The sequence below is a fragment of the Streptomyces sp. SID12501 genome (genome assembly GCF_010550245.1).
Lineage (GTDB): Bacteria > Actinomycetota > Actinomycetes > Streptomycetales > Streptomycetaceae > Streptomyces.
In genome coordinates this window covers 1-634 of record NZ_JAAGLU010000246.1, presented here as the reverse complement: position 1 = coordinate 634, position 634 = coordinate 1, and the positions used below count along the sequence as shown (strand labels likewise).

The window sequence follows — 634 nt, the reverse complement described above, 5'->3', positions numbered from 1 at the left end:
AGGGCGCCGAAGCGCTTGGTGATGCCGCGCAGCTCGAGCTTCATGGGGTCCTCGGGGTTCGGGACGGTGCGGGTGGAGGGCTCGGGCGAGGCGCTCGTGGCGCGCCGGTGAGCCGTCCGGGAGATCGTCGCACGGGGGACGCCCCGGACGAGCCGTCGCCGGCCGTCCGGGGCGTCGCGTCACGCGTGCGACGACGCGATCACTTCGCCAGGTACGAGGTGACCGTGACGTCGCCGTCGATGATCTGCTGCTTGAGGTCCTCGACCTCGGTGAGCAGGCCGGCGTCGACCTTCGACTCGAAGTTGTGCAGCGGCGCGATGCCGACGCCCTCGTTCTCGAGCGTGCCGACGTAGGTCTCGGCGTCGAACTTGCCCTCGCCCGCGGCCGTGACGGCCTCGTTCGTCGAGAGCTTCATGTTCTTGAGGATCGACGTGAGGACGAGGTCCTGCGTCGACGGGTCGGTCTCGAAGACGTCGGCGTCGGCGCCGATCAGCGCGACCTCGCGGCCCGAGTCGGCGATGGCGTCCATCGCGGACTGGTAGATCGGACCACCGACGGGGAGGATCACGTCGACACCCTGGTCGATGATGCCGGCCGCGACCTGCTTGGCCGTGTCGTTGGCGTCGAAGTCGCC

The 634-nt window shown here is 69.9% G+C and carries 1 protein-coding gene; it reads right to left on the bottom strand.

What is annotated here, in order from left to right; all coding sequences use genetic code 11:
• Nucleotides 1-199 precede the first annotated feature (199 nt).
• On the bottom strand, nt 200-634 hold a 435-nt coding region (locus G3I71_RS45515), incomplete at its 5' end, for a BMP family protein (protein ID WP_164324813.1).